Source organism: Tsukamurella strandjordii (genome assembly GCF_039525985.1).
Lineage (GTDB): Bacteria > Actinomycetota > Actinomycetes > Mycobacteriales > Mycobacteriaceae > Tsukamurella > Tsukamurella strandjordii.
The window spans coordinates 184,743-209,053 of sequence record NZ_BAAAII010000004.1; the positions used below are offsets into that span (position 1 = coordinate 184,743).

Below are 24,311 nucleotides of genomic sequence, written 5' to 3' on the forward strand. Positions count from 1 at the left end.
ACCACCGAAAGGACCACCATGCCCACCCGTCCCCTGATCGCCGCCGCCCTCGCGGCGACCATTGCGGTCACCGCTGCGTGCGGCGCCCGCACCGCGGAACCGACGGCCGCACCGATCGAAGTGACCAACTGCGGAGTCCAGCAGCACTATCCGTCGCCGACCGCAGCAGTGCCCTATGACGTCTCCGCGATCGAGAAGATGTTCGCCCTGGGCCTCACCGATCGGATCAAGGGAATCGTGCTGCCCAAGACGGTGAACGGGGTCATCGCCAAGTCTCCCTACCGGGCCGAGTACGCCAAGGTGCCGGTGCTGAGCGACGGCGTACTGACACAGGAGCCGCTCGTCGCCGCCAAGGCCGACTGGGCCTTCGCGGGCTGGCAGGCAGGCTTCAGCCCGGCGCGGGGCGTGACGCCGGATTCGCTGAACACGTTGGGGATCGGGAGCTACATGCAGGAGGAGACCTGCTACAACTACGGCGACAAGCCCGCCGACCGCGCCGCGAACCCTCTGGCGGATACCTACGCCGACTTCACCAACCTGGGGGCGATCTTCCGGGTGCAGGACCGCGCCGCCGCACTGGTCGACCAACTGCGCGCCCGGGAACGTGCGCTGCAGGAACGGGCCGACCGCAAGCGCGTGAAACCGTCGGTGTTCATCTACGACTCCGGTACCTCCGATCCTTACACCGCCGGCCGTCGCGCCGCCGCCGACCAGGTGGTCTCGCTCGCCGGCGGCCGATCTGTGACGCACGACGTGGACGGCCGCTGGACCGCCGTGGGCTGGGAGTCCATCGTCGCCGCGCAACCCGAGGTGATCGTCATCGTCGACTACGACAAGCAGCCCGCGCAGCAGAAGATCGACTACCTGCGCCAGGCATCGCCGATCAAGGATTCTCCCGCGGTCCGTGGAGACCGGATCCGCGTGGTGGACTACGCCGAACTGGTTGCCGGCGCCCGCAATCTCGACGCCGCATCGACGCTCGCGGATTACCTCGAGCAGAGCGGAGTTGCCCGATGACCGCCCCCGGCACCGTCGCCGACGTCGTCGACCTCGCGCGCGACGCTGCCGGCGATCAGGTCGCCCGCAGCGTCTTCTTCGTCTCGCACGGCACCCGCCTGGCGGGCAGTGATCAGCGCTACCGCAACCGCTACGTCCTCGTGCGCGTGGGAGAGGCGTTCGGCGCCTGTGCCTTCGAAGAGGGCGAGCTCGGACCGGAGATCGCCGACCTGTCCGGAGAACCGCTCGCCGCGCTGCTCGACCACGCGGCCCAGCCCGTGCGGATCGCGGCCGCGGACGCCGCCCTGGGTGCCGTCTCTCCGCACCGTGACGACCCGCGCGCCGAGACCCGGATCCTGCCGACCGGGACACCGGACGTGCGCGCCGTCTCCCGCGACGCCGCCGTGGCCGAACTGCTCTCGTTCGCGCCGGGCGCGCGGGTCGCGCTGATCGGCGTCGTTAATCCCCTTGTCGCCGCCATCCGCGACCGTGGCGGCGAACCCCTGCCCGCGGATCGCAATCTGCAGTTCACGCACTGGGGCGATCCGGTGGCGGATGACCACCAAGAGGTGATCGCACGCGCCGACGCCGTGCTGGCCACCGGAATGACGCTGGGCAACGGTACCTTCGATGAGATCATCGCCAGCTGCCGCGAGCGCGACCTGCCGCTGGCGGTGTACGCCCAGAGCGGTGCCGCCGTCGCCCGTGCCTTCCTCGGTGCCGGCCTGACTGCCCTCTCCGCCGAGCACTTCCCCTTCTCCCAGTTCTCCGCCGACGCCTCGCCGATGTATCTCTACCGGGACGTGCCATGAGCGCCCCCGCCGACCGTCCGGTGCCGGACCGGGTGCTGATCCGCGCAGTGTGGCCGATGCTCGCCGCCGCCGCACTCGGGCTCGTGCCGTTCACCGTTATGGCCAACTTCCTGGTCGCCATCGCCGCCGATGCCCACGCGGGCGTCGACCTGATCGGCAGCCTCCGCGGCCTCGGTGGCGTGGCGGCGCTCCTGGTCGGGGTGGCGGCCGCACCGCTGCTGGACAGGCTGTCCCGATCCTCGGTCGCCGCGCTCGCGCTGCTGGTGCTCGCGGCCGGCTGCGGCCTGTCGCTCCAGGGCAGCACCGCCGCGTGGATCGCCTTCTGTCTGTTGATCGGCGCGGGCACAGCTGTTCTGAACCCCGCGCTGTCGGCGATGGCGGCCGATCGATTCGACTCGCCCGCGGCATCCGCGCGGGCGGCGACCCTGGTCTCGTCGACCATGACGCTGACTGCGGTGCTCGCCGCCCCGGTGTTGGCCCTGCCCGCGGTGCTGTGGGGGTGGCGCGCCGATATGGTTGCCGCGGCCGTGGTGCTGCTCGTGGTCGCCGCGTTCGTCGCCCGGCGCCCCGATCCGAGTGGAGGGCACACCAAGGTCAGCTATCTGCAGGCCTTCCGGACCGTGCGGTCCATCCCGGGAGCGCTGGACACTCTGGCGATCTCGCTGCTGCGCACGCTTGCCTTCATGGGCTCGCTGGCCTACATCGCCGCCGCGTTCGGAGCGCGATTCGGCATCGGCACCGGATGGTTCTCCCTGGTGTGGGCCACCTCCGGTCTCGCCTTCTTCCTCGGGAACTTCCTGGGCGGCAGGGTGATGCAGGACCGCGGCGCCGACCGTTTGTTCGGCACCGTGGTCAGTGCGATCCTCATCGCCGCCGTCGCCATGGTCGTGCTGTACACGGCGCCGCACGTGGCGATCTCCTGGGTGATGGTGGCGCTGGTGTCCGCATCGCACGCGGTGATCGCCGCGGCGGTCACGACGACCCTGGTGCGTGGGGCGGGGCAGGTGCGCGGCACCGTGCTCTCACTCAACGGGGCGGCCCAGAGCGTCGGTGTCTTCGCCGGTGCCACCCTGGGCGGCGCGGCGCTCGCCGTGGGCGGTTGGACCGGTGTCGGCGTGGTCCTCGGCGGTGCCACCTTGCTCGCCGGCGTCTTCGCATGGCGCGCCCGTCGCGCGGATACCGCCGAGCGGGTGGCGTACAGCACGGGATCAACGGCGTGAGCGCGCACCGGACCGCGCCCCGCGGCCGGGGCGTGGGGCGCAGCACCGGCCACCACGGCGAGATCCTCCAGGGCCGCTTCCGCTGCCCCGAGCTCGGTGAGTGCCCCGGCCTGGTGACGGTGCCGGTACGTAGCCTCGCGTCGGTCGCCGTCTTCGTGCCGGATCGATCGGGCTCGGTGCGCAGCGGGTGCGGGAGCGGGCGGGGCCTACGCAAGGCCCGCAGTGCGGCCCGCGCGACGATCCGCCACCTCCGTGAGCAGGGCAGCGTCCCGTTCACCGGCGGGGAGCTCGCGGTGACTCGGACGATGCCCGTCGGGCTCGGGCTCGGCTCCTCGACCGCCGATGTACTCGCGGCGGTGCGGGCCGTGGCGGATTCGGCGTCCGTCGAGCTGGACGTCGACGTCGTCGCCCGGCTCACCGTCGCAGCGGAGGGCGCTTCCGACCCCCTCTGGGCCGACCGGCCGGTACTGTTCGCACACCGGCACGGCCACGTGATCGAGGAACTGGGCGCCGGCCTGCCGCCGATGCTGTTGCTGCGCTGTCGGCTCGGCGACCCCGTCGACACCCTGGCGCTGCCCATCACCGGCGCCGCGGACGTCGACGACTACGAGGAACTGCGCCGCACGCTCCGGGCCGCGGTGCGAGCGGGTGATGCCGCCGCGATCGGTGCGGTCGCGACCCGCAGTGCCCGGCTCAATCAGACCCGGCATCACAAACCCGATCTGGAACTGCTGCTCGCGGTCGGCGATCACGGCGGTGCCCTCGGCGTGCAGGTAGCGCATTCCGGCAACGTCGCCGGCCTGTTGTTCGCCGCCGCCCATCCGCCCGAGGCGATCGCCCACACCTGCGCTGCCGCGAGGGAATTGGGCCTGTACGTCGACGCCGAACCGCTCCCGATCGGGGGCGCACCATGAGGACGATTCGGCATATCGGCGAGGCACTCAGCACCCCGGCGCTGATCCGTGCCACCGAGCACCGCTATCTGCTGCGGTTCGAATCCATGAAGGTCGCCTCGGCCCGCGCCGCCCTCGCCGCAGCGATCGACTCCGGCCGAGTTCAGCCGGGCGGCAGGGTGATCGACTCCTCGTCCGGCATCTACGCCTACGCCCTGGCGCTGGCCTGTCATGAGCGAGGAGTGCACTGCCGGATCATCGGATCCACCACGATCGACGAGACCCTTCGGCTGCAGCTGCTCGCCCTCGGCGTCGAGCTCGAGCAAATGCCGTCGTCGCAATCCCTGAAGCTGGATCAGGACCGGCGGGTCCGCCGCGTCACCGAGCTGCTGGCGGAAGACCCGGAGCTGCACTGGATGCGGCAGTACCACGACCCGGTGCACTACCTGGGCTATCGCGAGATCGCACGCACCGTCGCAGCCGAACTCACCGACGCCGGGATCCGATCGATCCGGCTGGTCGCGCCCGTCGGCTCCGGCGTTTCCAGCGGTGCGCTGCGGCTCGGCCTCGAGGACTCGGGGCTCTCAGTGCAACTGGTGGGCGTACAACCCTTCGGCAGCATCACCTTCGGCTCGCAGCACGTCGACGACCCGGACATGCTGATCGCCGGGATCGGCTCGTCGATCACGTTCGACAACGTGCGGCACGGGCTCTACGACGTGATCCACTGGGTCTCGTTCGAGGTGGCCCGCACCGGCACCCACGACCTACTGCGCGAGTACGCGCTGTTCGCCGGCCTGTCGTCCGGCGCCGGACACGCGGTCGCCGGGCACGAGGACGACGAGCCCGACGTTGCGCCCGTCGACGCCACCGTGCAGGTACTACCCGACACGGGGCACCGCTACGCGCGGGCACTGGCCACCGCACCGTCGACAGGTCCCCGGCCGCGGCCGCTGACGGTCACCCGGCCGGAGGACGTGGAGCTGCCGTGGTCGCGCATGCGGTGGGCGGGCAGGCCCGCGCCGGCCTAATCGCGGGCGCCGGTCTCCATGTCGTCGAGCTCGATCGTCTGATCGCGCAGGCGCTGCTCCTGGTACGCCACGCGGCCCACGCGGTGTGCCACGACCGGTGCGGTGAGCAGGGCGAAGAGCCCGGCCAGCACCAGCATCCACACGTCCACCGAATCGCGCAGCACGATCGCCGCACCGCCCAGCAGGAGCAGCAGGCCCATCGTCTGCGGCTTCGTGGCGGCGTGCATCCGGGTGAGGGTATCCGGGAACCGGACGATGCCGATCGCGGCCGTCAGGGCGAAGACCGCGCCGGTGATCATCAGGATCGCGGCGATCACATCGAGAACCATCACTTGCCACCGCCCTTCGGCGCATCGGGTTTGGCGGTCCCCGCATCATCGGGCACGCGGAACCGGGCCACCGACGTCGAACCGACGAAGCCGATCAGCGACAGCGCGACCACACCGGGAATCACCGACGAGTTACCGCTGTACGCCGCCCACACCGCGAGCCCGCCCATTGCGATCGCGACCAGCGCATCCACCGAGACCACGCGGTCGAGAGTGTTGGGGCCCACCAGGAGCCGGTAGGCGGTGATGAACGCCGCGATCACGAGGATCACGCCGGTCACCACGAAGACCACGGTCATGACTGTCCCTCCTGCTGCGGCGATTCGCCCCGCTGCTCGCGGCGGTAGTCGATCTCCGGTTGCGCCATGGCACGGGCATCGCGATTCGTGCGCTCGTTCAGCGAGAGATCGTGGTAATCGTCGTCGACGCCGTGCAGCGGGCTCGCGTGCCACTCGTTGTCCCGCTCGAAGGCGCTGATGAACAGGCGCTCGAGTCGCGCTGTGCTGCGGTAGAACTGGCGCACGGCCTTCTCGCTGCTCACGTCCACCACGTGCACGTACAGCAGGCGGCGCTTGGTGTCGATGTCGAGCACCATGGTGCCCGGGATCAGGTTCATCATGTCCACCAGCAGAGTGAGCACCAGATCGGACTTGACCTCCACCTTCGCGCGGAGCACCGCGCTCATCGGCGGGCCGCCCGGCCGCAGCGCGAGCCACGCCACCTGCACCGACGACTTGAGCATCTCGGCGATGAAGACCAGGCCCAGCTTGATCAGCGAGAAGATGTGCACACGGCCCTCGACCGGCACCGGCGGCAGCGGCAGCAGCAACAGGATCGCCGCGCCCACCAGTAGGCCGGCGAGGATGTTGCCCGGCGTGATCCGGCCCCACAGCATCACCCACACCGCGTCCAGCCACACCAGCTGGGCGAGCTTGGCCAGCACCGCCCGGCCGTCGGTCAGATCGGGCAGGATCCGGTGCACCAGCTTCTTAGCCATGGTCCCCACCCGCCTTCGCCGCATCGTCGTGGATCACCGGCGTACCGTCGGCGTTCTTGAGCTTGAGCGCACCCTCGTGACCGAGCACCGCCTCGACGTAGTCGACCCGGCCGATCAGCTGCTCTGCGGCTCGGTCGGTGACGTCGAACATCGGTCCGGCCCACACCGCGATCGCCAGGCCCACCGCGAACAGCGCGGCCGTGGGTGCCACCATGCTGATCGGCATCCGGCCCGGATCCTCGCGATCGGCGAACTCGATGTCATCGGCATCGGCCAGCAGTGCCTCGGGATGCGCACCGGCGAGCTGGCCCTCCGGAGCATCGGCGCGGGCCCGCCAGAAGGCCTTCGTCCACACGCGGGCCACCGCGTACAGCGTCAGCAGGCTGGTGATCACGCTGCCCGCCACCAACACCCAGGCCAGCACCGAACCCACCTGCACGCCCGCCTCCAGCAGGCCCACCTTGCCAATGAATCCCGAGAAGGGCGGGATACCACCCAGATTCAGCGCCGGCAGGAAGAACAGGATCGCCAGCACCGGGCTGGCCGCGGCGAGTCCACCGAGGCGGCGCAGCGATGCCGCGCCGGCCTGGCGTTCGATCAGGCCCACCACCAGGAACAGCGTTGTCTGCACCAGAATGTGGTGCGCCACGTAGTAGATCGAGCTGCTCAGGCCCAGCGGCGTGGACAGCGCGATGCCGAAGATCATGTAGCCGATGTGGCTCACCAGGGTGAACGAGAGCAGACGTTTGATGTCGGTCTGCGCGATCGCACCCAGGATGCCCACGATCATCGTCAACAGCGCTGCGATGAGCAGCACGTTGTCGACCGCGCCGCCGGGGAACAGCAGCGTGTGCGCCCGGATGATCGCGTACACACCGACCTTCGTCAGCAAGCCCGCGAAGACCGCGGTGACCGGTGCGGGCGCCGTCGGATAGGAGTCCGGCAACCAGGTGGACAGCGGGAACACCGCCGCCTTGATCCCGAAGGCCACCAACAGCACCGCGAACAGGGTGGTGCGGGTACCCGAGGGCAGGTCCTGCAGCTTGATCGCCATGTCCGCGAGATTCAGCGTGCCCGTGGCGAAGTAGGCGTACGCGATGCCCAGCAGGAAGACCACCGACGAGAGCATCGACACCATCACGTACGAGACGCCGGCCCGCACCCGGTCGGCGCTGCCGCCCACGGTGAGCAGCACGAAACTCGCGGCGAGCAGCATCTCGAAGGAGACGAACAGGTTGAACAGGTCGCCCGAGAGGAAGGCATTGCACACGCCCGCCGCGAGCACCAGGTAGGTGGGGAAGAAGATCGACACCGGCTGGTTCTCGTCGCCGTCGCGGATACCCTGTCCCACCGAGTACACCAGCACGCCGAGCAGCACCACGGTGGAGACCAGCAGCATCATCGCCGACAACTGGTCCGCGACCAGGGTGATGCCCAGCGGACTGCCCCCGCCGTCCCGGTCGCCCCAGCCGCCCATGTGCAGCGCGATCGTGCCGTACCGGTCGGTGTAGTAGAGCATCATCGCCGAGACCACCACGAGCGCCGTCAGCGAGAGCAGTGCCACCAGGCGCTGCAGCCGGGGATGCCGGCCCACCACCAGGGTGATCGCGGCGGCCACCAGCGGCAGCACGGTGGGGAGCGGCAGGAGGTTCTGCATGAACGCTTCGGTCATCGGTCTCCCTCCTTCCGCTCGCCTGCTGGGTCCGGGGCCCGGTTCGGTATCGGCATCGCGCCCGTGTCCACCGCGTCCACCCGGGCCTTGCGCAGCTCCTCGGGTGTGAGCGGCTCACCGTCCGGCCCGAAGGCGTCGCCCAGGGCCGACGGTGCGCCCGTGATCGGATCGTCCGAGGCGTCGAAGTCCGGATCCTCCGAGGCGCGATCCACATCGCGTTCGAGCACCTTGGTGTCTTCGGGGTCGTCGTCGACCTCGTCGTCGGTGTTGATGGTGAACGAGCGGTAGGCGAGCGCCAGGATGAACGCCGCCATGCCCATCGTGATGACGATGGCCGTGAGGATCAGGGCCTGCGCCAGCGGATCGGCGAGCGAATCGCGGCCCTCCGAGAAGTAGCCCACGATCGGCGGATTCCCGGGCGGCGAGGCCAGGGACAGCAGGAGCAGATTCACCGCGTTGCCGGCCAGGATGATGCCCATCAGCATCCTGGTGAGGCTGCGGTCCAGGATGAGGTACACACCCGTGGCCATCATCACGGCGATCGCCGCGAACAGTCCGACGTCGACGATCATCGCGCACCTCCACCGGTCTGGACGGGGAGCGGCGAGGTCTGGTCGGCGGGGGAGCCCTCCAGATCGAGGCGGGCCCCGAGGCTGCGCAGCACGTCGAGCACCAGGCCCACCACGATCAGGTAGACGCCGGCATCGAAGATCAGCACCGTGACGAACTTGACCTCCCCGAACACCGGGAGCGTGAACTCGAAGGCCTGCGAGGACATGGCCGGCGCACCCACCAGCAGCGAGACCACCGTGCCGCTGGCCGCGAGCAGCAGGCCGGTGCCGAGCACCTTGCCCGCGTCGAGCGGCAGCGTCTCGCCGATCTCGTAGCGGCCGCCGGCCAGGTACCTGAGTACCAGGGCGAGCCCCGCCGTCAGGCCACCGGCGAAACCGCCGCCGGGGGCGTTGTGCCCCGCGAAGAAGAAGTAGATCGAGACCACCATGATCGTCGGGAAGACCATCCGCGAGGTGACCTCCAGGACCAGCGACCGATGCCGCGGGTCGCGCATCGCGCTCCCCCGCAGCCAGGTGGTGCCCGGTGCCTCCGCCGCGGCGGCCGTGGCCTCCGAGGACATGCGCGGCGCCGAGCCGAACCGGCGGTTCCGGAAGACCAGCGAGGCGACGCCCGTCGCGGCCACCAGCAGCACGGAGATCTCACCGAAGGTGTCCCAGGCGCGGATGTCCACGAGGGTCACGTTCACGGTGTTGCTGCCGTAGCCGAACTTGTAGGCCTGGTCGGGCAGACGGTCCGCGACGGGCGCGGCCACCCGCGCGGCGCGGGCGGCCACGCCCACCACCACGACCATGGCGGCCACGGCGATGCCGAGGATCACCCGCATCAGGCGGGTGGGGCGGCTGCCCGTGATCGGCGCCTCGGCCGGCAGCTTGCGCAGCACCAGCACGAAGACCACTAGCGTGATCGTCTCCACCAGGAACTGGGTGAGCGCCAGATCGGGGGCGCCGTAGATCGCGAAGATCACGCCCGTGCCGTAGCCCGTGACACTGACCACGAGCACCGTCGCCAGACGGTTCCGCAGCACGACCGCCGTCAGCGAGGCCACGCACATGAGCACGGCCACCGCGAGGAAGACGGGCGACATCTGGATCCGCAGCTCCGGCCGGGCCCGCGCACCGAGCGCGAACAGGGCCATCGGCAGCAGCACCAGCGTCAGCAGGATGGTGCCCTGGGTGAGCGGCAGCGAGCCTCGCTGCGTGGACTGCGTGATGCGCAGGGACACCACATCGGCCGCGCGCAGGGTGGCGTCGTACAGCCGGTCCGCGTTGCCCAGCAACAGGCTGTTGCGGCGACGCAGCCGCGAGAACGGGCTGTTGGGCTGCACGATCATCACACCGGTCGCCACGATCAGCACCGTGAGCAGCAGCGGCAGCGTGAACCCGTGCCACAGCGCCAGGTGGTACGGATCCTCCGCCGGCGGGAACTGCGAATCCGGGTAGCCGCTGAGTACATGATCGAGCCACGGCGAGGCGAACCCGGCGATCAGGCTGAGCGCGGCCAGCAGGGCGGGGCCGGCGATGAACACGGCAGCAGGAGTGTGCATCTCGGCGACGGCGCGCGTCGGCGCGACCTGTCCCTTACGGCCGAAGGCGCCCCACAGGAACCGGATGCTGTAGGCCACGGTCAGAGCCGAACCGGCGCACAGTCCGGCGACCAGCAGCACCGGCAGCGGCGTGGGCAGATCGGCGTGCAGCATCGATTCGAGCATCGCCTCCTTGCCGACGAAGCCGTACAGCGGCGGGATGCCGGCCATCGACGCGGCGGCGAGGGCGGCGATCACCGCGAGCGCGCGCTGCTTGTCGCCGAGGCGGGCCAGGCGCCGGATGTCGCGGGTGCCGGCCGCATGGTCGATGATGCCGACCACCATGAACAGGGTGGCCTTGAACAGCGCGTGCGCGGTGAGCATGGTGATGCCCGCCAGCGCGACGTTCCGCTCGCCCGTACCCACCAGAACCAGCAGCATGCCGAGCTGGCTGACGGTGCCGAAGGCCAGGATGAGCTTGAGGTCGAACTCGCGCAGGGCCCGCCAGCCGGCCAGGATCATCGTGCTGATGCCGAGCCCGAAGACGATGACCCGCCACGAGGTGAGGTGCGAGAACGCGGGCGCGATGAGCGCGACGAGGAAGATGCCTGCCTTCACCATCGCCGCGGCGTGCAGGTAGCCCGACACCGGCGTCGGCGCGGCCATCGCGCCGGGGAGCCAGAAGTGGAAGGGCGCGATGGCCGACTTGCTGATCGCGCCGATCAGGATGAGCACCACGCCCACCTCGACGCCGATCGAGATGGTCGACGGATCGGCCACGGCCTTCGCGATCACCTCGGAGAACAGGTAGGTGCCGTAGTGCTCGCCGAGCTCGATGATGCCGACCAGCATCGCGAGGCCGCCGAGGGTGGTGACCAGCAGCGCCTGCGTGGCGGCCCGGCGGCTGGTGGCGCGTTCGGCGTAGTAGCCCACGAGCAGGAAGCTGAGCACCGAGGTGAGCTCCCAGAAGACGTACATCGCGAGCATGTTGTCGCTCACGACCAGGCCGAACATCACGGCCATGAAGGCCACCAGCTCGGCGGCGAAGGTGGGCAGCTTGCGGGTGTTCGGGGTGTCGGTGAAGTAGCCGGAGCAGTAGACCAGGATCACCGCGCCGATGCCCAGGACCAGCACGGACATCACCGCGGCCAGCGGCGTGAGCCGCAGGTCGAAGTTCATGTTGAGCGACTGCACCCAGCGCAGGGTCTCGGTGCGTTCGGGTTCGCCGGATCGCGGCCACTGCGCGATGATCCACACGAGAGCCGCGGCGGGGACGACGGCGAGGCCGAGGAAGCCGCGCGCGCCGAACCGGCCCACCACCACGGGGGCGGCTAAGGTCGCCAATGACAAGCAGACAAGGATGACAAGCAAGGGCACTCCGTCCTGTTTGAGCGGGGTGTCGTTCGCTTTGGCATCTTACCGGTGCAGCATGTCGAGAGCTGAAGGGACCAGATGACGGATCGTCCGACCACTCTTTCGCGGGTCTCCGCGCGCCGCCGTCCGGGGCGTGCCGCGCGCGGTGTCGCGGCCGTCCTCGCGGCGGGCGCGGTGCTGCTGAGCGCGGGCTGCGGGAACGAACCGGCGCAGCAGACCACCTCGGTGACGCTGCCCGCGTCGTTCCCCAAGGACGAGGTGCCGCTGGTCGATGGGACCCTGATCGACGCCGGCGAACGGTCGCAGGACGGCGTCACCGTGTACAACGTGACGGTCCAGGCTCAGCCCGGCGGCTACGACGCAGCGAAGAAGAAGCTCACCGACGCCGGATACCTCGCCCTCGGCGACGGCCCCGAGGGCGCCAGCCGCTCCGCGCAGTTCTCCGGCAAGGGCTATGTGGTCACCGTGAGTTCCGTCGACGGCGGCGCCGTCCCCAACGCCGTGTACTACTCCGTCAGCAAGGGCTGACCCCGCGTCAGAAACCGGCAGAATCTTCGTCGACACCCTGCTCTGTGTCATGTGACCTCGGATAACGCCGGTTTGAGAACCGCGCCGTGCACAGCGAAGCGTATGGAACCGCGTTTTTCCACAGCGCGCGGTCCAAGGCCGACAGGTCGCATCGGTCACCAGTCACGATCGGCTCATGGATCCGAGGAACCTGGTGGCGCACTGCGCCGCAGCCGACGGCGGCGTGGTCTCGCGCAGACGACTGGTCCTGGAGGGTATCGACGGCGGCATCGTTGATGACCTGCGCAGGCGCGGAGATCTGCGGCTGATCCGGCGCGGCTGGTACCACCTGCCCGGGGCGAAGTCCGATGTGGTTGAGGTGGTGCGCGCCGGCGCCGTGCTGACGTGCGTCTCCGCGCTCGAGTACCGAACCGGCGTGTGGATACCGCCGCGGGATGGACGATTGCACGTGCGGTGGTCCGAGCATCGTTCCCGGCCGCGGTTCCGGCGGCAGTGCCGGTCCTTCCATCCGATGCGAACGCCGACGCGGGCGGTGGATCCGCTGAACGTCGCCCTCACCTGTGCGGCGAACTGTCTACCCGCGGATCTCTTCGTCGCGGTCCTGGACTCGACCTTGCGGATGCCGGTCCCGTTCGTCATCGAGGACCTGCGCCATGTTTTCGGCGGCGCGCCCGAGCGGGTGACCAGGCTGCTGGACCGGCTGGATCCGCAGGCCGGGTCGGGCACCGAATCGATCACGCGATTCCGGCTGCAGAGCGCGCGCATTCAGGTGCGGAGTCAGGTATCGATCCCTGGAGTGGGGCGCGTCGATCTCCTCGTCGGTGACAAGCTCATCATCGAGTGCGACAGCGAGTCCTATCATGGTGGGGCGCAACGCAGGGCGGACATCCGGCGTGATCGGACCGCCACCGTGGGGAACTATCGGATACTCCGCGTGGACTACAACGATGTCATGGGCGGATGGGACGAGTTCTTCGCAGAGGTCGCCGATCTGGTCCGTCGTGGCCGTCACCGCGGCGCCCCGGATTTCTGAAACCGGCGCTCTCCGAGTCGTCGTGGTCGATATCGTCCCGAAGCCCAGGAAATCGCCGGTTTCAGGACCGCCTACGACGATCTGCGGTCGGCGTAGGCCTGCAGATCGGCGACCTGGGCCGGATCCAGCGACGGCCGTACCACCTTCCTGGCCGCCTCGACATCGTCGGCGGTCACGGTGGCGGTGTCCATGTCCCGCCGCATCGCGGTGAGCGCGGCCTCGCGCAGCAGCGCGGAACAGTCTGCGGCGGAGTAGCCGTCGAGCTGCTCGGCGAGGGCGGCAAGGTCCACATCGTCCGCCAACGGAATCGACCGGGACGCCGTCTTGAGGATCTCGGCGCGCGCCTGCGCGTCCGGTGGCGGCACGAAGATCAGCCGCTCCAACCGGCCGGGCCGCAGCAGCGCCGGATCCACCAGGTCCGGACGGTTCGTGGCGCCCAGCACCACCACGTCGCGGAGCGGCTCGGCACCGTCGAGCTCGGTGAGCAGCGCGGCCACCACCTTGTCTCCCACACCGGAATCCGACGACTGCCCGCGCCGCGGCGCGAGGGCGTCGACCTCGTCGAGGAAGATGAGCGACGGTGCGCTGCCGCGCGCCCGCGCGAACAGGTCACGCACGGCCTTCTCCGATTCGCCGACCCACTTGTTCATGAGTTCGGCGCCCTTCACGGCGTGCACCGAGAGCTGGCCGGAGGCGGCGAGAGCCCGCACCACGAAGGTCTTTCCGCACCCGGGCGGGCCGTAGAGCAGCACGCCACGCGGCGGTTCCACACCGAGCCGGGCGAAGGTGTCCGGGTGCCGCAGCGGCCACAGCACCGTCTCCGTGAGCGCCTGCTTCGTCTCCACCATGTCGCCGACATCGTCGAGGGTGATCGACCCGACCGACACCTCCTCGGTGGCGGACCGGGAGACGGGCCGGATCACGCCGAGCGCGCCCAGCAGGTCGGGCTGGGTGATCGAGACCTTCTCGTCGGTGCCCACCACGCGGGCGGCGGCGCGCAACGCGCCCTCCCGGCACAGCGCGGCCAAGTCGGCCGCCACGAAACCGGGGGCCCGCAGCGCCACCTCGTACAGGTCGACGTGGTCGGTCGGCGCATCCCGCAGCAGCAGGGCCAGCAGCTGTTCGCGTTCCTTGGCGTCGGGTAGATCGACCGTCACCGTGCGGTCGGCGAGGTCCGGTTCGCGCAACCGCGAATCCACCTCGCTCGGCGCCGAGGTGGTGGCGAGGAAGGCGACCCGCGGCGTCGAAACGGCCTTGCGCAGCTCGTCGAGGATCATGGTGGATACCGGCTCCCGCTGCGCGGGAAGCAGGGCCTCCACATCGCGGACCAGCAGCGCCGCACCGGAACCGTCGACCGCCGCGCGCACCCGCGAGACCGCGTCGCGCACCCGCGCGAGCCGCGCCTGCGGTTCCAGGGCGCCGGTGAAGGCACCGTCGAGCTCGACCAGTGGCCGCGGCGAGACGACGGCCCGCGCCGTCGTGGCCTTGCCCCCGCCGGTCGGGCCGGTGATGAGCACGCCGAGCCGGGCCGGGGCGCCCAGGGTGGCCAGCAGCTCGGGTTCGTCGAGCGCCAGGGTGAGCCATTCGGTGAGCCGTTTGACCGCGGCGTCGGCGCCCACCAGATCGGCGACCGGCCGCACCTCGACCTTCTCGGCCTCCTGGTCGGGAACCGCCTCGGCGAGGGTCACCGTGACATCGCCGCCGGCCGGGGCGTCGCTGGCATCGTCGGACCACAGCACCGCCGAATTCGGTTGCACCGAGACCGGACCCGGCGCGGGATCGACCGAGACCACGGTCAGCAGCTCGTTCGTCCACGTGATGCCCACCAACCGGGAGAGCTGCTGCGTGGCATCGGCGTTCGAGGTTCCAGGGCCCAGGTCACGGGGCAGCAGCGAGACGCTGTCGCCCGGCATCATCACCTTGCCGAGCAGCGCCTGCCGCAGTGCGGCACCGTCGAGCGCACTGCGGGTGAGGGTGGAACCGCGCAGCAGCACCCGCTTCGCGCCGTACACGGTGGCGGGGGAGATCACCACGGTGGCGTCCTCGCGGAGGCCGCAGTTGGTGATCGTCAGCTCGTCGAGCAGGGCGACACCGGGAGCGGTGCCCGCGGGTGCCGCGGCGACCACCGCGGCCGTGCGCCGTGCGCCGAGCAGTTCGACACCGTCCCACTCACGCAGTCCGAGCGCCGCCAGGGCCTCGGGATGGATGCGGACGATGCCCCGCCGCGCTTCGAGCGCGGAGGTCTGCAGGCGGACGGTGAGCGAGAGGTTCGGCACGCCACCCACACTAGAGCGCTGTCAGTCCTCGCGGGTGGGGCGGCGCAGGCCCAGGCGGGCGGCGGACCGTCGGGTGCCCTGATGGGCGGCCCGGCGACGGGGCCGCACCGGCCGGCGCTGCTCGCGGCGCATGGCGCGACGCTCGGCGGGCTTGGTGTCCCACGCCGACGGACGTGCTGCGACCCAGCGCTTCGAGCGCCACGCGAACGGGATGTGCAGCAGGTAGATCGCCACCACCACCAGCAGCGCGATGTACGGGTAGGTAAGGATCAGCGCCACCAGGCCGGCCACGGCGATGAGCACGCCCGCGGCCTTGGCGGGCTGGACCGTCATGGTCTTGAAGCTGGAGGTGGGGATCCGGGAGACGGTGAGCGCGGCCACGAACAGCGTCCACGCCGACACCAGCTGGGTGCTCGACCACCAGCCCTGGCCCCACTCCTGCTGCGCGGCGAGCGGCGCCAGCACCAGCATCGCGCCCGCGGGCGCGGGCACGCCCACGAAGAAGTCCTTGGTGTAGGCCGGTGCGCTCGGATCGGCCGAGAGCGTGTTGAACCGGGCCAGCCGCAGCACCATCGCCACCACGTACACCAGCACCACGAACCATCCGGCGGGATTGCCAGGGAAGGACACGAAGTAGAGGATCAGCGCCGGGGTCACACCGAAGTTGATGGCGTCCGCCAGCGAATCGAGCTCGGCGCCCATCTTGGTGGAGGCGCTGAGCAGCCGGGCGACGCGGCCGTCGAGACCGTCCAGGATCGCGGCGATCACCACGAGCCCGATCGCCAGGTCGACCTTGCCCTCGGCGGCGAACCGGACACCCGTGAGGCCCGCGCACAGCCCCGCCACCGTCAGGATCGACGGCAGCAGGAGGACACCGATGGGGCGCTGCGGGGTGTCGTCGCCCGGCCCGGACTGGGTGCTCACGGCAGGCGCGCGATCACGGTCTCCGCGGCCACGGCGCGCTGCCCGCTGTACGCGGTGAGCTCGGTGCCCGCGGGGAAGTAGGTGTCCACGCGGGAGCCGAACCGGATGATGCCGTAGGTCTCACCCCGCTCCAGCGTGTCGCCGACGGCGCAGTCGGTGCGGATGCGCCGGGCCACCAGGCCCGCGATCTGGACCACGCCGACGGGGCCGTGTTCGGTGGCCAGGCGCACCGTGGTGCGCTCGTTGGCGTCGCTGGCCTCGGGGAGGTCGGCGGAGAGGAACTTGCCGGGGGTGTGCACCACCGAGTCGACGACGCCGGTGAGCGGCGAGCGCTGCACGTGTGCGTCGAAGACGGAGAGGAAGATCGACACCCGGGGCAGCGGCTCCGTGCCCAGGTCCAGTTCGGCCGGCGGCACGTGCGTGTCGACGAGGGTGACCTCGCCGTCCGCGGGAGCGACCGCCAGACCCTCGGCTGTCGGGGGGACCCGCGGCGGGTGCCGGAAGAAGCCGGCGCAGGCCGCGGCGGTGAGCAGCGCGGGAACCCGGATCCAGCCCTTGCGGTAGCCCACGGCCGCCACCGCGAGCGACCCCGCGATGAACGGGGTGCCCGCGGGGTGCAGCGGTGGAACGGTGTGACGGATCAGCTCAGCGACGTGCCCGACACCGGTGGAGTGCTCGGTGAGCTGGCCGTCGACCGGCGTCTGGGGGCGGCGAGCCACCTACGGTTCCTCTCGATTCACGGTCATAGTCGGGTCATAGTCTCTCACCCGACGCGGTCGCCTTTGCGGCCGGTGACCAGCTTCACGATGAAAAGAAGGATGCAGGCCCCCACCAGGGCGGTCACGAAGGTGAGGAACCAGCCGAGGTTGCCGGTCTGCACGTCGAACAGGCGCAGGATGTAACCGCCGAGCCAGCCGCCGATGCAGCCGACCACGATGTTGAGGATGAAACCCTGCGACTTGTCGGTGCCCATGATCTTGCTGGCGACCCAGCCGGCGAGGCCGCCGATGACGATCCACGCGAACCACCCCGCGCTGAAGTTCTTCGACGCGAGCATCACGGTGTCTGCGGTGAACTGGGTGATCATGACTGCCTCCTGAGGTCAGTGGTTGAGGTCGATCACGTCCACCGGATCGCCCGCGGCCAGATGCTGGACCTCGGGCGGAATGTCCAGCAGACAATCGGCCTTCGACAACCATCGTAGGTAGTGCGACCCCGGCCCACCGAGAACCGAGACCGAATCGGTACCGTTCGGCTCCCGAATCAGCAGTCCCCGCTGGAACTGCCGTTTCCCCGGCACCGAGTCGAGAGGTGCGGTCAGCCGGGCGCGTCGCCGCGGTCGATCGGCGGGCAGCCCCATCGCCGCGCGCAGCGCCGGACGCAGGAAGACCTCGAACGAGACGAGGGCGCTGACGGGGTTGCCGGGGAACGCGACCACGGGCACGCTCGCCCCGCCCAGGTCGACGGTGCCGCAGCCCTGCGGCATGCCGGGTTGCATCGCGACCTTCGTGAACTCCAGGCCGCGGCCGGTGAACGCGTCCTTGACCACCTCGTAGGCACCGGCGCTGACCCCGCCGGTGGTCACGAGCAGGTCGATGCCGCCCGCCGCGACCCGTTCGGCCAGGCGGGCGAGCAGGACCTCCGCCGAATCCTCGACGAAGCGCAGCACCTCCGCGTGCGCGCCCGCCTCGGTCAGGGCGGCCGCCAGCATCGGGGCGTTCGATTCGTAGATCTGCCCGGGCTCCAGGGGCTCGCCGGGTGCCACGAGCTCGGAGCCGGTCGAGAGCACCAGCACCCGCAGCGGTGCGAGCACCTCGAGTTCGGTGATCCCGAGTGCGGCGGCGAGGCCGACGGCCGCGGGTCCGGCGACCTCGCCCGCGGCCAGCGCCGTCTCGCCCGCGGCGATGTCGCTGCCCGCGTGCCGGAAGAACCGTCCGGGCTCGGGTGCGAGGTCGATCCGCACGCGCGTGGTGCCTGCGTCGGTGTTCTCCACCGGGACGATGGCGTCGGCACCGTCGGGCACGGGAGCCCCGGTCATGATGCGGTGAGCCGTCCCCGGTGCGAGTGGGGGCACGGTCGTGCGGCCGGCGGGGATGTCCTCGGCGACGGAGAGCGTCGCGCCCGCGACCGCATCCTCGGCGCGCACCGCGTACCCGTCCATCGCCGAATTGGTGAAGGGCGGCAACGAGAGCGGCGCGGCGACGTCCCGGGCGAGGGCCCGGCCCAGGGCCTCCGACGGGGCGACGGTGACGGTGCGCGCCGCCGGGACCAACGCCGCGACGACGGTCCGGTACTCCTCGACGGGCCTCATGTCAGCGTGGTCAGCAGAATGGCCTCGGCCAGTGCCGTGCGCTCCAACTCGCGCGGGTCGACGGACTCGTTCGGCGCGTGGATACGGCACAGCGGTTCCTCGACGCCGAGCAACGCGATCTCGGCCGACGGTGCCGCCTTCCGCAGCTGGGTGCACAGCGGGATGGAGCCGCCCTGGCCGCTGGTGACCACCTCGGCGCCGTCGTAGGCCGCGGTGAGCGCGGCGCGCAGGGCGTCGTAACCGGGCCCCGTCGTATCGGCGGCGAAGGGCTCGCCCGTGGACTCCACCTCGGCCTCGACGTGAGCGCCCCACGGCGCGTGCGCCTTCAGGTGCGCCACCAGCAGTTCGCCCGCGGCACGCGGATCGGTGCCGGGCGGGACGCGCAGGTTGAGCAGAGCCGCGGCGCGCGGCTGGATGGCCGCCGCGGCGGTCGCGGTGGCGGGTGCATCGAGCCCGATGACGGTGACCGCCGGTCGCGCCCAGATCTGGTCGCCGATCGCGCCGGAACCGAGGATCGCGGTGCCGTCGAGCAGTGCGGCGTCGGACCGGAACGCGGCCTCGTCGTAGGGCTCACCGGCCCAGCGGGCGGAGGCGTCGAGTCCGTCGACGGTGGTGTTCCCCTGGGCGTCGCGCAGGGTCGCGAGGAGGGCGATCATGGCGGCCAGCGCGTCGGGTGCGGCACCGCCGAACTGTCCGGAGTGCAGGTCGGAGCGACCCGTGGTCAGCTCCACCCGCACGCTCGCGACACCGCGCAGGGAGGTGGTGAGCGTGGGGCGGCCCACGGCGACGTTGCCGGTGTCGGCGATGAGGATGAGGTCGGCCTGCGCCAGGTCCGGACGCTGGGCGACCAGGTCGTCGAGGCCCTCGCCGCCGCCCTCCTCGGAGCCCTCGATGATGAGCCGGACGCCGACCGGCAGGCCGCCGGTGGCGTCGCGGACCGCACGCAGGGCGGTGAGGTGCGCGACCAGGTTGCCCTTGCAATCGGCGGCCCCGCGGCCGTACCAGCGCTCGGCACCGTCGGGTCCCGGCCGCGGGGTGAGCGTGAACGGATCGGACTCCCACTGCTCGCGGGGGCCGGGAGGCTGCACATCGAAGTGGCTGTAGAGCAGCACTGTCTTCGCGCCCGCCGGGGCCGGCGTGTGCCCGACCACCGCGATCGACCCGTCCGACGTGACGACCTGCTCGATGTTCGCGATACCGGCCTCGGTGAAGGCGTCCGCCACCCACTGCGCGGCGGCGCGGTTCGGAGCCTCGCCGAACTCCGGCGAGGCGTGCACCGAGGGCTGCGCGACCAGCGCTGCGAGATCGGCCCTGGCCTGGTCCATCAGTGGCCCGAGGGAACGTCGGATGTCGATGTCGGTCATTCGGGGCGCCTCCGCATCGTCGGGAATTCGTAGCCTGCTCACGCTAGCGCGCCGTAAGCCGTTCGCAGGCGCGCACCGTTTCGATGTACGGACACGGCGAACCTTCGCGGCCCGCGGAGCGTGGGAGGACATGCCGTACCGGGCTGACGAACGTCACCGGTCGAATATTCTCAGTGCAGGCAGGGAGTGCGTCGATGCGTCGGCCGATTGATCGTTCGACCCGTTTCAGTGCAGGCGAGGACCGAGGGGGATGCGTGAAGAGTGGGTTTGTAGGCGCCGTGGTGGCGACGAGCATCGTCTTGGCCGGCTGCTCGACGACGGTCGCGGGGACCGCTGTCGAGGATCCTTCAGCCGCGCCGAGACCCGATACCGGCTCGTATGCGACCAAGCCTCGCCAAGTCGGCCCGCCGGACACACAGACGGCGTTGACTCTGGAGGGGTGGCGTATGGCTGCGACGGCTCCGCTGATCAGTGACGTCGATCCGACACTCCGGTACGGCTCCCAGTTGGTTGCGGGAAAACTGGACTCCGCTCAGCGTGGAGTGCGGGCGACCTTCGGTGCTGTCGCCGAGGCAGCGTTGAAGGATCGTGAAGTCGGCTTCTTCGCGAGGGCGGGCACGTTCAGAGCCGGCGGCAATGCTGACCTGAACGCCAGGCAACGGGCGGCGACGGTCGGTGTGATTCGCATGCCGACCGCTGCCGCAGCGACCGCTGCCGTGACGCCCACGTTGCGCGACAAGGACACTCCGACCAATCCGGAGCGGACTCCTGTTGAGATACCCGGCTATCCAGCGGCTATCGGGTACACGCAGGACTTCAAGTTGAAGACCTCCGATCCGTCCAACGTCGCCTTCCTCGCCTACAAGCAGTACGTGATCGTGGTCTACGGCCAACTTTCGGCTGAACAGGTGCGAAGCTACTTCGACATGCAGTCGAAGGGGCTCGACGGATTTGCGCCCACGCCCACCGAGAAGTTGGCTCAGCTTCCTGCCGATGAGCCCGGGCTGGCGAAGTACACCGTGCCCCCGTCGGGATCCGATGTGTCCGGTGGGGGCAGCATGTCGGCCAAGTCCGCCCTCTTTCTTCAGTCGGATCTCATCGGATCGAAGAAGAACTTCGATGATGCGGGGGTGGATGACGTTGGGCTGGGCGGCAATCAGGTGTACCGCACCCGCGATGCCGCAGCGGCCACCCGGTTGAGAGAGGCTTTCGTCACGGAGACGACGGGTGCCTACGAAGAGCGAACGCCGGTCCAAGTCCAGGGCGTCCCGGGATCTACCTGCTTGACCCTCTCGAGATTTCCGGGCTCCGATAGCAGGTTCACGTGGTGCGTTGTCGCCGTCGATCGCTATCTGGTGGAAGTGAGTGCCGGTCAACAGCAGCAAGCGGTTCAGGCTCTCGGTGCGTCGTACCTCATGATCAAGGGCGATCAGTGAACGCCCTTCGCCTGTCATGTCTTACGCCACAAATGAATCGGGAAGGTTGCGAATGATCAGGAAGACGGTCGGAGCGGTCGGGATGGCGCTCGTGCTCGCGGGGTGTTCGTCGACGATCGCCGGTACCCCGGTGGCAGACCCGTCGTCCGTGCCCCGGCCGGACACCGGCTCGTTCCCGACCACGGTCCGCACTCTGGGGACTCCGGATGAGTCCGAGTACCTGCGCCAGGAGTGGCTGAGAACGCTTGCGGCGATTCCGTACCTCTCCGATGTCGACCCTGCACTCCGCTACGGCGGCAGCACCAGCGGCGGGCGCTACAACGAGAAGGCGTTCGCGTCGATCTTCGGCAGCGCGCCCGCGAAACGATTGGTCGGCGCCGAGTTGTGGGCCGGTCTCGGCGTCCGATCCGCGTATCCGAAGTCGGGTGGCGACAGGGGCCGCAGCCTCAGCGTCGCGCTGGTGCGGATGGCCTCGCCCGAGGCCGCCACCGCGGCCGTATCGTCGGCGATGCTCGAACCGAACACGAATGAGTTCGGCGGAAGCCCTCCGAAGAAGACCGCCGTACCGATCCCGGGCTATCCGAACGCTGTGGGCTACGAGTCGGATTGGGGCACCAGCAAGCCGACGGTGGCCTTCGTCCCCGTCAAGCAGTTCGTGTTGGCGGTGTACGGCGACTTCAACCCCGACCAGATCCGTCAGTTGGCGGACAGTCAGGCCAAGAGTCTCGCGGACTTCGCGCCGACTCCGATGGACAAGCTCAACACCCTGAAGATCGACGAATCGGGCGTAGCGCGCTACACCCTGCCGCCCGACAAGACCAACGGCTACTCGGCTCCCGTCCGCATGCTGATCCAGTCGCAGAACGATGTCATTGCGGCTCGGAAGGTCCTGGCAGACAACGGTGTCGATGTGATCGGGCGAGGTGGGAACACGGTCTACCGGGCGCGCGATGCCGCCGGCGCACGGGCCGTGGCGACCCAGTTCGTCCAGGAGTATCAGGAGAAACTGATCGGCGCGCAGGCCGAGGCCGTCAGCGGGGTGCCGGGAGGGACGTGCGTGACCTACAAGTCCAGCGGAGCCGACCGGCCGGATACCGAGACCGCGTGCGTGACGGCGTACGACCGCTACGTCGTCGAGTACGCATCGCCGCAGAAGCAGAAGGCGATCCAGGGGATCGGCGCCAGTTACATGATTCTGCAAGCGGCGAAATGACGCGTGCGAACTCGGCTGCGGATGCCGAGTTCGCACGCAGTGAGGGCGCTACTTCGCCTCGGACTCCGTCTTGATGTGCGAGAGGGTCTGCTTCATCCCGACGAGCAGGCCGCGCTCGAAATCCTCGTTGCCGCCGAGCAGGGCGCCGACGAGGAAGCTGCTGACCGGGGTGGTCTTGCCGCCGGCGGCCTCGCGCCGCTCCACGACGGTCACCTTGCCGTCCTCGGGAACCAGGGTGAAGCTCCACACGGTGTGGTTCTCGGCGACGCGGAAGGCGATCCGCTCGTTCTCCTTGAACTCGATCACCTTGGTGTTGGTCGGCCACACGCGCCAGCCCTGCTTGTTGATGTTCAGCATCCGCGTGCCCTCCTTGATGGGGCCGCCGAAGACGAACACCTTCTTGCACTGCGGGCTGCGATTGCCCATGTCCTCGAGGTCGGACACGACCGACCAGACCTTCTCGATGGGGGCGTCGATCACGACGCTCGACTCCAGTACGGGGGTAGCCATGGTCGGATCCTACCCGGCGGTAGGAACCGTCGGGCAGGCCCGCCGAGCCGGGCCTGCCGGGATGATGGTCCGGACCTTGCACTCGGCACCGTCGAGTGCTAGAAACGACTTAGCACTCGGATAACGTGAGTGCTAGGTCGGGAAGGTGAGACCGGGCCCTCCGCGCAACCCGCGGAGGTGACACGCCGGGTCGTCCGTCGCGGGCATCGAATCGACCTAGAAGACGTGTCCAAAGTACGGGCCGAAACGGGCCCCTATCTGGAGGAATCACTTCGCAATGGCCAAGATCATCGCGTTCGACGAAGAGGCCCGCCGCGGTCTCGAGCGGGGCCTGAACGCCCTCGCCGACGCTGTCAAGGTGACGCTCGGCCCCAAGGGCCGCAACGTCGTTCTGGAGAAGAAGTGGGGCGCCCCCACGATCACCAACGACGGCGTCTCCATCGCCAAGGAGATCGAGCTCGAGGATCCCTACGAGAAGATCGGTGCCGAGCTCGTCAAGGAGGTCGCCAAGAAGACCGACGACGTCGCGGGCGACGGCACCACCACCGCTACCGTTCTGGCCCAGGCGCTCGTGCGCGAGGGCCTGCGCAACGTGGCCGCGGGTGCGAACCCGCTGGGCCTCAAGCGGGGCATCGAGAAGGCCGTCGAGGCCGTGACCGAGCACCTGCTCAAGGAGGCCAAGGAGGTCGAGACCAAGGAGCAGATCGCTGCTACCGCGGGCATCTCGGCCGGCGACCCCGCCATCGGTGAGCTCATCGCCGAGGCCATGGACAAGGTCGGCAAGGAAGGCGTCATCACCGTCGAGGAGAGCAACACCTTCGGTCTCCAGCTGGAGCTCACCGAGGGCATGCGCTTCGACAAGGGCTTCATCTCGGGCTACTTCGCCACCGACGCCGAGCGTCAGGAGGCCGTGCTCGAGGACGCCTACATCCTGCTGGTGTCGAGCAAGATCTCGACCGTGAAGGACCTGCTGCCGCTGCTGGAGAAGGTCATCCAGTCGGGCAAGCCGCTCGCGATCATCGCCGAGGACGTCGAGGGCGAGGCCCTGTCGACGCTCATCGTCAACAAGATCCGTGGCACCTTCAAGTCCGTCGCCATCAAGGCTCCGGGCTTCGGCGACCGCCGCAAGGCGATGCTGCAGGACATGGCCATCCTCACCGGTGGTCAGGTCATCTCCGAGGAGGTGGGCCTCTCGCTGGAGACCGCCGGCCTCGAGCTGCTGGGTCAGGCGCGCCAGGTCGTCGTGACCAAGGACGAGACCACCATCGTCGACGGTGCCGGCTCCAAGGAGCAGATC

At 69.8% G+C, this 24,311-nt stretch carries 23 protein-coding genes; 10 read left to right on the forward strand and 13 right to left on the reverse strand.

Annotated features, from left to right (window positions below):
• The first annotated feature begins 18 nt into the window (after positions 1-18).
• From ABD108_RS06845 to ABD108_RS06865, 5 genes are read left to right on the forward strand one after another with little or no spacing between them, the layout of a single operon-like run.
• Positions 19-1,017 (forward strand): ABC transporter substrate-binding protein, encoded by a 999-nt coding sequence (locus tag ABD108_RS06845; RefSeq protein WP_343929866.1) that lies wholly within the window; start codon positions 19-21, stop codon positions 1,015-1,017.
• Complete coding sequence (locus ABD108_RS06850) at positions 1,014-1,808, forward strand: Rossmann-like domain-containing protein (protein WP_220657677.1); 795 nt, start codon at positions 1,014-1,016, stop codon at positions 1,806-1,808. Before ABD108_RS06845 ends, ABD108_RS06850 begins: the two co-directional genes overlap by 4 nt.
• Positions 1,805-3,028, forward strand: coding sequence for an MFS transporter (locus ABD108_RS06855; protein WP_343929867.1), 1,224 nt, complete (start codon positions 1,805-1,807; stop codon positions 3,026-3,028). The genes ABD108_RS06850 and ABD108_RS06855 overlap by 4 nt, the downstream gene beginning before the upstream one ends.
• Positions 3,025-3,942 carry a GHMP family kinase ATP-binding protein gene (locus tag ABD108_RS06860; protein WP_343929868.1) on the forward strand — a complete coding sequence of 306 codons (918 nt, stop codon included), beginning with the start codon at positions 3,025-3,027 and terminating at the stop codon, positions 3,940-3,942. Before ABD108_RS06855 ends, ABD108_RS06860 begins: the two co-directional genes overlap by 4 nt.
• A complete protein-coding gene (locus ABD108_RS06865; protein WP_343929869.1) occupies positions 3,939-4,952 on the forward strand; it encodes a pyridoxal-phosphate dependent enzyme in 1,014 nt (337 codons plus the stop codon). The genes ABD108_RS06860 and ABD108_RS06865 overlap by 4 nt, the downstream gene beginning before the upstream one ends.
• Here ABD108_RS06865 and mnhG read toward each other — a convergent pair.
• Genes mnhG through ABD108_RS06895 form a run of 6 tightly spaced genes read right to left on the reverse strand, consistent with a single transcriptional unit; the run spans position 4,949 to position 11,416 of the window.
• The gene (gene mnhG / locus ABD108_RS06870) at positions 4,949-5,281 is read right to left on the reverse strand and encodes a monovalent cation/H(+) antiporter subunit G (RefSeq protein WP_305111393.1); all 333 of its coding nucleotides are present in this window, start codon (positions 5,279-5,281) and stop codon (positions 4,949-4,951) included. The genes ABD108_RS06865 and mnhG overlap by 4 nt on opposite strands.
• Positions 5,281-5,580, reverse strand: coding sequence for a monovalent cation/H+ antiporter complex subunit F (locus ABD108_RS06875; RefSeq protein ID WP_220657681.1), 300 nt, complete (start codon positions 5,578-5,580; stop codon positions 5,281-5,283). Before ABD108_RS06875 ends, mnhG begins: the two co-directional genes overlap by 1 nt.
• Positions 5,577-6,278, reverse strand: a complete 702-nt coding sequence (locus ABD108_RS06880) for a Na+/H+ antiporter subunit E (protein ID WP_220657682.1) — start codon at positions 6,276-6,278, stop codon at positions 5,577-5,579. Before ABD108_RS06880 ends, ABD108_RS06875 begins: the two co-directional genes overlap by 4 nt.
• Positions 6,271-7,950 (reverse strand): Na+/H+ antiporter subunit D, encoded by a 1,680-nt coding sequence (locus ABD108_RS06885; RefSeq protein ID WP_343929870.1) that lies wholly within the window; start codon positions 7,948-7,950, stop codon positions 6,271-6,273. Before ABD108_RS06885 ends, ABD108_RS06880 begins: the two co-directional genes overlap by 8 nt.
• Entirely contained in the window at positions 7,947-8,522 is a 576-nt protein-coding gene (locus ABD108_RS06890) for a Na(+)/H(+) antiporter subunit C (RefSeq protein WP_343929871.1), read from the reverse strand. The genes ABD108_RS06885 and ABD108_RS06890 overlap by 4 nt, the downstream gene beginning before the upstream one ends.
• Complete coding sequence (locus ABD108_RS06895; protein ID WP_343929872.1) at positions 8,519-11,416, reverse strand: Na+/H+ antiporter subunit A; 2,898 nt, start codon at positions 11,414-11,416, stop codon at positions 8,519-8,521. Before ABD108_RS06895 ends, ABD108_RS06890 begins: the two co-directional genes overlap by 4 nt.
• An 81-nt stretch (positions 11,417-11,497) precedes the next feature.
• Between ABD108_RS06895 and ABD108_RS06900 the strand changes: the two genes are divergently transcribed.
• Together ABD108_RS06900 and ABD108_RS06905 are read left to right on the forward strand one after the other, a co-directional pair.
• Entirely contained in the window at positions 11,498-11,947 is a 450-nt protein-coding gene (locus tag ABD108_RS06900) for a hypothetical protein (RefSeq protein WP_305111261.1), read from the forward strand.
• Between the two features lie 175 nt (positions 11,948-12,122).
• Positions 12,123-12,980 carry an endonuclease domain-containing protein gene (locus ABD108_RS06905; RefSeq protein ID WP_343929873.1) on the forward strand — a complete coding sequence of 286 codons (858 nt, stop codon included), beginning with the start codon at positions 12,123-12,125 and terminating at the stop codon, positions 12,978-12,980.
• A gap of 71 nt (positions 12,981-13,051) precedes the next feature.
• Here the strand turns inward: ABD108_RS06905 and ABD108_RS06910 are convergent, their stop codons facing one another.
• From ABD108_RS06910 to ABD108_RS06935, 6 genes are read right to left on the reverse strand one after another with little or no spacing between them, the layout of a single operon-like run.
• A complete protein-coding gene (locus ABD108_RS06910) occupies positions 13,052-15,256 on the reverse strand; it encodes an AAA family ATPase (RefSeq protein WP_343929874.1) in 2,205 nt (734 codons plus the stop codon).
• 21 nt (positions 15,257-15,277) lie between these two features.
• Positions 15,278-16,180, reverse strand: a complete 903-nt coding sequence (locus ABD108_RS06915; protein WP_220657689.1) for a CDP-alcohol phosphatidyltransferase family protein — start codon at positions 16,178-16,180, stop codon at positions 15,278-15,280.
• Positions 16,177-16,899 (reverse strand): phosphatidylserine decarboxylase, encoded by a 723-nt coding sequence (locus ABD108_RS06920; protein ID WP_343929875.1) that lies wholly within the window; start codon positions 16,897-16,899, stop codon positions 16,177-16,179. Before ABD108_RS06920 ends, ABD108_RS06915 begins: the two co-directional genes overlap by 4 nt.
• Positions 16,900-16,943: 44 nt before the next feature.
• A complete protein-coding gene (locus ABD108_RS06925; protein ID WP_220657691.1) occupies positions 16,944-17,267 on the reverse strand; it encodes a GlsB/YeaQ/YmgE family stress response membrane protein in 324 nt (107 codons plus the stop codon).
• A gap of 15 nt (positions 17,268-17,282) precedes the next feature.
• A complete protein-coding gene (gene moeA, locus ABD108_RS06930) occupies positions 17,283-18,491 on the reverse strand; it encodes a molybdopterin molybdotransferase MoeA (protein WP_343929876.1) in 1,209 nt (402 codons plus the stop codon).
• Positions 18,488-19,855 (reverse strand): M20/M25/M40 family metallo-hydrolase, encoded by a 1,368-nt coding sequence (locus tag ABD108_RS06935; RefSeq protein WP_343929877.1) that lies wholly within the window; start codon positions 19,853-19,855, stop codon positions 18,488-18,490. Before ABD108_RS06935 ends, moeA begins: the two co-directional genes overlap by 4 nt.
• Positions 19,856-20,136: 281 nt before the next feature.
• On the opposite strand from ABD108_RS06935, the gene ABD108_RS06940 reads away from it, so the two are divergent.
• On the forward strand, positions 20,137-21,291 hold the full coding sequence (locus tag ABD108_RS06940) for a DUF7373 family lipoprotein (protein WP_343929878.1): 1,155 nt from the start codon (positions 20,137-20,139) through the stop codon (positions 21,289-21,291).
• Between the two features lie 52 nt (positions 21,292-21,343).
• Entirely contained in the window at positions 21,344-22,504 is a 1,161-nt protein-coding gene (locus ABD108_RS06945; protein WP_343929879.1) for a DUF7373 family lipoprotein, read from the forward strand.
• A gap of 48 nt (positions 22,505-22,552) precedes the next feature.
• Here ABD108_RS06945 and ABD108_RS06950 read toward each other — a convergent pair whose 3' ends face one another.
• Positions 22,553-23,014, reverse strand: a complete 462-nt coding sequence (locus tag ABD108_RS06950; RefSeq protein WP_220657696.1) for an SRPBCC family protein — start codon at positions 23,012-23,014, stop codon at positions 22,553-22,555.
• 277 nt (positions 23,015-23,291) lie between these two features.
• Here ABD108_RS06950 and groEL point away from each other — a divergent pair.
• The coding region (groEL, locus tag ABD108_RS06955; protein ID WP_343929880.1) for a chaperonin GroEL at positions 23,292-24,311 on the forward strand (1,020 nt) is incomplete at its 3' end.